General features: G+C 33.1%; 9 protein-coding genes. All 9 read right to left on the bottom strand.

Annotated features, from left to right (window positions below):
- Positions 1–75 precede the first annotated feature (75 nt).
- Complete coding sequence (locus KJ849_02910; protein ID MBU2599512.1) at positions 76–396, bottom strand: hypothetical protein; 321 nt, start codon at positions 394–396, stop codon at positions 76–78.
- Positions 397–464: 68 nt separating this feature from the next.
- Positions 465–1,754 carry a 3-deoxy-D-manno-octulosonic acid transferase gene (locus KJ849_02915; GenBank protein ID MBU2599513.1) on the bottom strand — a complete coding sequence of 430 codons (1,290 nt, stop codon included), beginning with the start codon at positions 1,752–1,754 and terminating at the stop codon, positions 465–467.
- 3 nt (positions 1,755–1,757) lie between these two features.
- Positions 1,758–2,624, bottom strand: a complete 867-nt coding sequence (locus KJ849_02920) for an NAD(+)/NADH kinase (protein MBU2599514.1) — start codon at positions 2,622–2,624, stop codon at positions 1,758–1,760.
- A 103-nt stretch (positions 2,625–2,727) separates the two neighbouring features.
- Complete coding sequence (gene dxs, locus KJ849_02925; GenBank protein ID MBU2599515.1) at positions 2,728–4,596, bottom strand: 1-deoxy-D-xylulose-5-phosphate synthase; 1,869 nt, start codon at positions 4,594–4,596, stop codon at positions 2,728–2,730.
- Between the two features lie 81 nt (positions 4,597–4,677).
- Positions 4,678–5,460, bottom strand: a complete 783-nt coding sequence (locus KJ849_02930; GenBank protein ID MBU2599516.1) for a polyprenyl synthetase family protein — start codon at positions 5,458–5,460, stop codon at positions 4,678–4,680.
- Positions 5,461–5,602: 142 nt separating this feature from the next.
- Positions 5,603–5,839, bottom strand: coding sequence for an exodeoxyribonuclease VII small subunit (locus KJ849_02935; protein MBU2599517.1), 237 nt, complete (start codon positions 5,837–5,839; stop codon positions 5,603–5,605).
- Positions 5,820–7,193 carry an exodeoxyribonuclease VII large subunit gene (locus KJ849_02940; protein MBU2599518.1) on the bottom strand — a complete coding sequence of 458 codons (1,374 nt, stop codon included), beginning with the start codon at positions 7,191–7,193 and terminating at the stop codon, positions 5,820–5,822. The genes KJ849_02935 and KJ849_02940 overlap by 20 nt, the downstream gene beginning before the upstream one ends.
- A 9-nt stretch (positions 7,194–7,202) precedes the next feature.
- Entirely contained in the window at positions 7,203–7,478 is a 276-nt protein-coding gene (locus tag KJ849_02945) for a stage V sporulation protein S (GenBank protein ID MBU2599519.1), read from the bottom strand.
- An 84-nt stretch (positions 7,479–7,562) separates the two neighbouring features.
- On the bottom strand, positions 7,563–8,345 hold the full coding sequence (locus KJ849_02950) for a TIGR00282 family metallophosphoesterase (GenBank protein ID MBU2599520.1): 783 nt from the start codon (positions 8,343–8,345) through the stop codon (positions 7,563–7,565).
- Between the last annotated feature and the right edge of the window lie 51 nt (positions 8,346–8,396).

An 8,396-nucleotide genomic window follows, 5' to 3' on the forward strand; every position in this document is an offset into this window, starting at 1 on the left:
ATAAGAAAGGTGCATATTCTTCCATTGGATCACCCTTGGAGGAAGTTTAAAATAAACCCATATAAAAGATCATTTTTATCTAATACAAAATAGGACATTTCTATTTAACGGAAAACAGGACATTTTCATTTTGCTGTTACATATTAAAGAAGATACCCCACCTAAAGAACTTTGGGAAATTAATTTAGTCAGTAAGCCCTCTTGACCTTTTAGAGGAGGAAGAAAGGTGGTAGAAGCTTCATAAATTTTAGGCATAGAAAGACTGATTACTACACTTAGGATAGTAGCAAAGAAGGATAAGCTGATAATTAAATTCTTATACTTAGCGATGACCTTAAGATAATCAATAATAGATACTTCTTCTTCTAATGAAGATAATCTTAGATTATTTTCCATCAGTTCATCTCTTTTGTTGGTGTCCCTATTCATTTTCTCAAATTTTAATCACAAGCCTAAGCTCTCCCCTATCTTCCGTGAAGAATTTTTAGATATTTCCAAAGCTCGATAATTTTTTCTGAAGTACCTTGATTTTCTTTGGCTACTTGATAAGCATTTAATCCTAAATTAAGCCGTGTCTCCTCCTTAAGAAGCAGATCTTTTATAATATCTTTTAAATATAGCTTATTTTCTACTTGAAGACAAGCATCTTTTTCTTTGAATAACTCCACCAGATCACTAAAGTTCTCCATATAAGGACCAACAATCATCGGCTTTTTAAGAAAAGCTGGTTCAATAATATTATGTCCTCCCACTGGAACAAAAGATCCACCAATGATAACGATCGTGGCTAAATGATAAAATTTTATTAAATCTCCTATGGTATTAACGATAATAACCTCAGCCTCTTTTTTTGAGTCTTGGGGATATTTAAAGAAAGAGATCTTTTTATGCTTGAGAATACTTTCTATCTCTATTATTCTCTCTAAGTGTCTTGGAGCGATAATTAATCTTAAGTTGATAAAATCTTTTTTTAAAAGAGAAAAGGTCTCGATAAATAATTCTTCTTCTCCTTTATGGCTACTACCTACAACTATAATTTTATCTTGTTTAGATAAAGATAAAGAGACTAATAAATTTTCTTTCTCTTGTTCTGTCCATTTAAGATAAACTTGATCAAATTTAGAATTTCCATAAATCTTTACTTTTTGAGGGTTTGCTCCTAAGGAGATAATATTTTTTAAGGCTCCCTCTGATTGCATGCAAAACATCGTGTGCTTATCTAATACTTCTCGGCTAAATTTCTTAGGAATAATTCGGTATTTACTAAGGCTTTTTTTAGAAATTCTCCCATTGGCTAAAATGATAGGAATGTTCATCTTATTAGCCAGATATAAAAAGTTTGGCCAAATTTCAGTTTCTAAGATGATAATTAGAGAAGGATTAATCTTTCTTAAGAAATTCTTTACCACCCAGTAAATATCAAAAGGAAAGTAAAATAAGAGGTTTATCTCTTCTATCTTTTTGGAAGCTATTTCAAAGCCAGTCTTAGTCCAGACAGAAAGAACAATATTCTGATCAGGAAAGGCTCTTTTAGTTTCTTTAATAATGGGCTGTGCCGCTAAGACTTCTCCTACTGAAACAGCATGAAACCAGATACACTTGGAAAAAGAAGAGCTTTTTTTAGAAAGCACTCCTAATTTTTCTAAGATATGGCTCTTTTGATGAAGAATTTTTGATTTAATAAATAAGTAAGGTAAGTATAAAAGAGAGGCTGTGATTATTAAGATATTATAGATTAGATAAGAATAACTCACTTTTTATTTTTTACTTCCCCAATCTAACTTAGTCCTTAGGATTTCAAAAAAACTTCTCTTGGGAGGATGAACTAATAAAGTTTTTTGAGGAGCTTTAGTGATAACAATACTATCCTGGCTTTTTAAAGAAAGACCTTCTTGTCCATCACAAGTTAGATTAAGGTCTTCATACTTAGAGATAATCTTAATTAAGATAGCCTGATCAGCCGTAAAGACCATGGGACGATGGGTAAAAGAATGAGGACAAATAGGTGTGACCATCAGAACATCTAAGCTTGGATAGATAATTGGCCCTCCAGCCGATAAAGAATAAGCCGTAGAACCAGTAGGAGTGGAAACAATAATACCATCAGCCAAATAAGTAGCTACATATTCATCCTCAATAAATAATTCAAAGTTTATTAATCGAGCTAAAGAACCTTTGCTTACTACCGCATCGTTTAAAGCATAAAAGATAGCCATATTTTCACCATCCCTCATTACTTTGGCTTCTAACATAATTCTATAATCAACAGCATATTCACCTTTAAGGACTTTTTCTAAAAAAGGATAGATTTCTTCTTTAGTCACTTCAGTTAAAAAGCCAAGTCTTCCTAAGTTTATACCTAAGATAGGAATCTCTATTCCCTTTAAAAATTTTACGGTATGAAGAAATGTACCATCCCCTCCTAAGGCAATGATGAGGTTTAATCTTTCTAATTCTTCTTCACTTAAAATTTGTCCTTGGCTTAAAGTTAAATTTAATTGATTTAATACTTCTTTTGGGAAAAAAACTTGACAATCCTTTTCCATGAGCCAAAAAGCTAATTCTCTGGCTATAACAAGAGCATTTTCCTTCTTTAAATTAACGATTAAGCCTATTCTTTTCATTAAACTCATTACCCAATAGGGACAACTAATCACTTACCTTAATCATTAAACTCATTTTTTTTCATTAAACTCATTACCTAATAGGGACAACTAAGCACTTACCTTAATCTTTAATCATTTCTCTAATCTTAGTGATAATTCCTTGGGGAGTTAAATTATATCTTTCATAAAGAACTTGGTTATTTCCATGCTCAATAAATTTATCAGGAAGATTAATCCTCTCTACCACCAAATTACCAATATCTCCTTCTTGGAAAATCTCCAAAAATAAACCCTTTAATCCCCCTTTATTAATATGATCTTCAATGATTACTACTTTTTTAATGGTCTTGACTAAAGATAAAATAAGCTCCTTATCTAAAGGCTTTATAAATCTTAAATTTACTACCGTAATATTAACTCCTTCTTCTGCTAAATAATTAGCTGCTTGCCAAGAAGGGTAGACCATATTTCCTACCGCAAAAATAACTGCTTTTTCTCCATGGCAAAGAACTTCTGCTTTTCCGTAAACAATCTCTTCTGTCTCTTTATTAAACTCAAAAGGACTTCCCTTGGGAAAACGAATAGCTATTGGCCCTTTAAAATTTAAAGCCCATTTCAACATTGCTCTTAATTCTTCTCCATCCTTAGGAGAAATGATATTCATATTAGGAATATGGCTTAGATAAGCAATATCAAACACTCCATGATGAGTAGGTCCATCCTCGCCTACTAAACCAGCTCGGTCAATAACAAATACTACCGGCAGATTTGCCAAACAAACATCATGAAGAATCTGATCATAAGCTCTTTGCAAGAAAGTAGAATAAATAGCTACTACTGGTTTAAATCCTTCCAAAGCCAAGCCACTAGCAAAACTAACCGCATGGCTTTCGGCAATTCCCACATCATAGAATCTACCAGGAAACTTATCTTGAAAGCTTAAAAGACCTGTGCCTTCAGCCATAGCCGCTGTAATCGCCACAATCTTATCGTCTCGATAAGCTTCTTCTACTAAAGCATTCCCAAAAATCTGAGAATAAGTTTCTTGATGATTAGTCTCTTTTGGCTGACCTGTCTTTATATCAAAAGGGGAGCTTCCATGAAACCAAGAAGAATTTACCTCTGCTGGCCGGTATCCTTTGCCCTTTTTAGTAATAGTGTGTAAAATAAGAGGTCCTTTTAACTTAACGAGGTTCTTTAAAGTTTCTATTAGTTCAGGAAGATTATGGCCAGAGATGGGTCCAAAGTAACGAAATCCTAATTCTTCAAAGAAAGCTCCTGGAACTAATAGATTTTTTACCCCTTCTTCTACTTTCTTAGCTATCATATTCATCTTTTGCCCAAGGACAGGAATATTTGAAATAAGCTCTGTGAGGTCATTTTTTAACTTATTATAAAGAGGAGTAGTAATGATCTTATTAAGATAAAAAGATAAAGCTCCTACCGTGGGTGAGATACTCATTTCATTACTATTTAAGATAACCATGATATCTTTCTTCAGATGTCCCCCATGGTTTAAAGCTTCAAAAGCTAATCCATTAGCAATACTGCCATCTCCAATTAAAGCAATAACTTTGTAATCTTTCCCAGAAAGATCCCTAGCCAGAGCTATTCCCAAAGCTATAGAAATGGAAGTGCTACTATGCCCTGTATTGCAGATATCATGAGAGCTTTCTTCTCTTTTGGGAAAACCAGAAATTCCTCCGTACTTTCTTAAGGTCTTGAACTTCTCTCTTCTTCCTGTCAAGATCTTATGAGCATAAGATTGATGTCCTACATCCCAGATAATTTTATCTAAAGGAGAATTAAAGACATAGTGTAAAGCTAAAGTTAATTCCACTACTCCTAAGCTAGAAGAAAGATGTCCTCCATTTACCGAAACAACATCCACCATCAGACTTCTTATCTCTTCAGCTAATACCTCTAACTCAAAGATACTCAATCTCTTAAGATCATGGGGGGAATTTATTTGATCTAATAATTTACCCATCATTTTGAATTTTTAAGCAAGAATAAGAAGATGCTTATTTAAAAAGACATCATCAATATTGCTAAGATTTGAACGTTTATGTTAATAGTTTCTATACTCAATAAACTTAGCTATTTCTCTTAAAGGGTCAGCTTTATAGTCAAAGCTTTCTAAAGAAGAAATGGCTTCTTTGCATAATTGCTTAACCCATTCTTTAGACTCTCCTATTCCATAGACCACCGGATAAGTTAATTTATTTTTAGAGATATCATTATGAACGTTCTTCCCTATTCTTTCTTTGTCTCCCTCTACATTTAAAATATCATCAACAATTTGAAAAGCTAACCCAATATATTCTCCATATTGGGTTAATAATCGGAGTTGACCTTGATCGCCATTACCCAAAAGAACCCCTGCCCGCAAAGAACCACAAACTAAACTTCCTGTCTTATGAGTATGAATATATTGAAGAGTAGGAGCATCAATAGAATTTTCCGAAGTAACATCTACCACCTGACCTCCAATCATTCCAGAAGCGCCAACAGCAAAAGCTATCTCGTGAATAATCTTTAAGGTTAAAGCAGCATCAATCTTTCCAGCTAAACCTTGTTCAGTAATAATTTGAAAAGTCAATGTTAAAAGAGCATTACCAGCTAAAATAGCTACCGCTTCTCCAAATTTTTTATGACAAGTGGGTTTGCCTCGACGATAATCATCATTGTCTAAACTTGGAAGATCATCATGGATTAAAGAATAAGTATGAACTAATTCCAAAGCACAAGCAGAAGAAAGGACATCTTTAGCTTTTCCTCCCACTGCTTCACAAGCTGAGATAGCTAAGATAGGCCGAATTCTCTTTCCTCCAGCAAACACACTATAACGCATCGCCTTATGAATAACCGAAGGATAAGTAGTCTCAGGAGGTAAATAGCTCTCTAGAGCTTCTTCTATCTCTTTCTTTAAAGAAGATAGATATCTTTCAATGACTAACAAATTAACCTCTCTCTAAAATCAACTTCCTTAATAACTAGATCTCACCTGAAACCTCAAAAGTTTTCTTTTCTAGGCTACCATCTTCGTTAAACTTAGTTAAAATTTCTATCTTCTTAGAAACCTCGTTTAGTTTATCTTGACAAATTGCAGAGAGTTTTATACCTTCTTCAAAAAGTTTTAAAGACTCTTCTAAGCCTAATTCATTCTCCTCAAACTGCTTGACAATCTTTTCTAAACGATTAAGAGCTTCTTCAAATTTTACTTTCTTCATCGCTATCCCTCTTAATTTCATTAACTTTGGCTAAAACTTCTCCTTTATGCAGCTTAACTCTAATACTATTATCCTTTTTTACTTGAGAACTGTCTTTGATAATCACATTTTCTGGATATAAATAAGTAATACTATAACCTCGCCCTAAAGTTTTTAAAGGAGAAAATGAATCTAATTTTTCTATAAAAAGATTGGTCTTAAATTGAATTTCTTGAAACTTATGACAGAAAATATTTCTAACAAGAGATCTTCTTTGTTCTAGATCTTGTTTGCGAAACCCTAAGAGGTATCTTTGTGGAAATTTAAAAATCTTATCTTCTTGACTGATAAAAAGTCTATTTTTCCAGGTTTCAATCTTTCGTGAAAAATTAAAAGAGATTGTATTTAAATAATGATCAAGATATTGTTGAATTTTATCTATCTTATAGTAAGGTCTTTTAAAAAGAATAGAATTTTGGCAATTTTTGTAGCTAAGGTTTTTTTTAACCAGAGTACTTTTTGTTCGGCTAATAATAAAAGTTTTAAAAGATTTAATTTTTTGAGATAATTCTTTCTTGTTCTTGGTAAGAATTTCTGCAGCAATAGAAGGAGTAGCCGCCCGTAGATCAGCTACAAAATCAGCAATCGTAAAATCAGTCTCATGTCCTACCGCTGAAATAATAGGGATACGAGAGTGATAAATAGCATAAGCTAATCTTTCATCATTAAATGACCATAAATCTTCAACCGAGCCACCTCCTCTGGTCAGGATAATTACTTCCATTTCTTCAATCTTATTTAAGATATTGATGGCTTGAATAATCTCTACTACTGAACCTTCTCCTTGAACTTTTACCGGAACTATTAAGATTTCTATATTTGAAAAACGACGTTTAATGACACTTAAAATGTCTCTAATCGCTGCACCAGTAGGAGAAGTTACTATTCCTATCCGTTGAGGGATCATCGGGAGAGCTCTTTTATGTTTAGGGTCAAATATCCCTTTTTTCTCTAAATCTTTCTTCAGCCTTTCAAAAGCTTCATAAAGTACCCCTGCTCCTGTACTTTTAAGATAGTCAACAATAATTTGATACTCACCCCGTGGCTCGTAAATACTTATCAATCCATAAACAACTACATTTAATCCATCCCTTAGTTTAAGATTCATTTGAGAAGCTTTACTCTTAAAGATAACCGCCTTTATTTGACTTTCTTGGTCTTTTAAGGAAAAATAAATATGCCCTGAAGTATGAATGTGTAAATTTGAAATTTCACCTTTTATCCAAACACTTGTAAAATTATTCTCTAATAATTTTTTTATTTCTTTAGTAATTTCAGTAATGGTATAAATATATTGATTATCGTTTTCTTTCATGGAATGGTTTTATTCTTCTTCTGAAAGAGACCGGATAGCTAAACGAATCGCTGTCCTCTGCATTCCATCAATCTCAATATCTCTAAAGGCTGGAATACAGACTAAATCTAACCCACTAGAAGCAACAAAGCCACGAGCAATGGCAATAGCTTTAATAGCTTGATTTAATGCTCCAGCTCCAACCACTTGTATTTCTACATGAGCTTTTCGATTCTTAAATATTCCTGAAATAGCTCCGGCTACTGCATTAGGGCTAGATTTTGAAGATACTTTAATAAGTTCCATCCCCACCTCTTTTAATAAGCTAATTATTGACAACTAAACACTGACAATAAAGATAACCGTAAGCGCTTATTTCTGAATTACTGATCATACTTTAACTTGTAATCTTTCAATATGAGTAGCTATCCCCTGCTCATGATCTATATCAACAATTACTCCACAAAAACACCCTTCTCCTTTGGTGGCTACTTCTAAACGTAAATTCATTTGAGTAAGAAACCTCTTGATAACTATATCTTTTTTAACTCCTATTATTGAGTCCACAGGACCGGTCATACCTACATCAGTAATATAAGCTGTTCCTTCTGGTGATATTTTTTCATCTGCTGTTTGAACATGAGTATGAGTTCCTAATATAGCTGCCACTTTTCCATCTAAATAGTAACTAAGAGCTATTTTTTCTGAGGTAGCTTCACTATGGATATCAACAATGATATTCTTAGTATATTTATTAAGGTTAGCAACTTCATCTTTGGTAACAAGGAAAGGACAGTCTAAAGTAGATAAAAATACTCTTCCTAAGGTATTGATTATTCCCAAAGTTAAACCACTTTTAGAAGTAATAACCACTGATCCATTTCCTGGTACTCCAGCCGGATAATTTATAGGTCTTAAAAGGTGAGGTTCCTGATCTAAGATTTCAAGAACCTCCTTTTTGCTAAATATATGATTACCAGTCGTTAAAACATCAATTCCTAAAGAAAAAAGACTATCAGCTATTTTAGAGGTAATACCAAATCCACCCGCCGCATTTTCTCCATTAGCCACAATGAAGTCAAAATTATGCTCTTTTTTTAACTTAGGAAGATAAGTAGCAATAGTTTTACGACCACACTCTCCTACTACATCTCCAATAAACAAAACTTTCAATTATTGCTCCCAATTTTACTTGGCATATTCGACTACTCTGGTTTCTCGAAT

Source organism: bacterium, assembly GCA_018830565.1.
Classification (GTDB): domain Bacteria; phylum UBA9089; class JAHJRX01; order JAHJRX01; family JAHJRX01; genus JAHJRX01.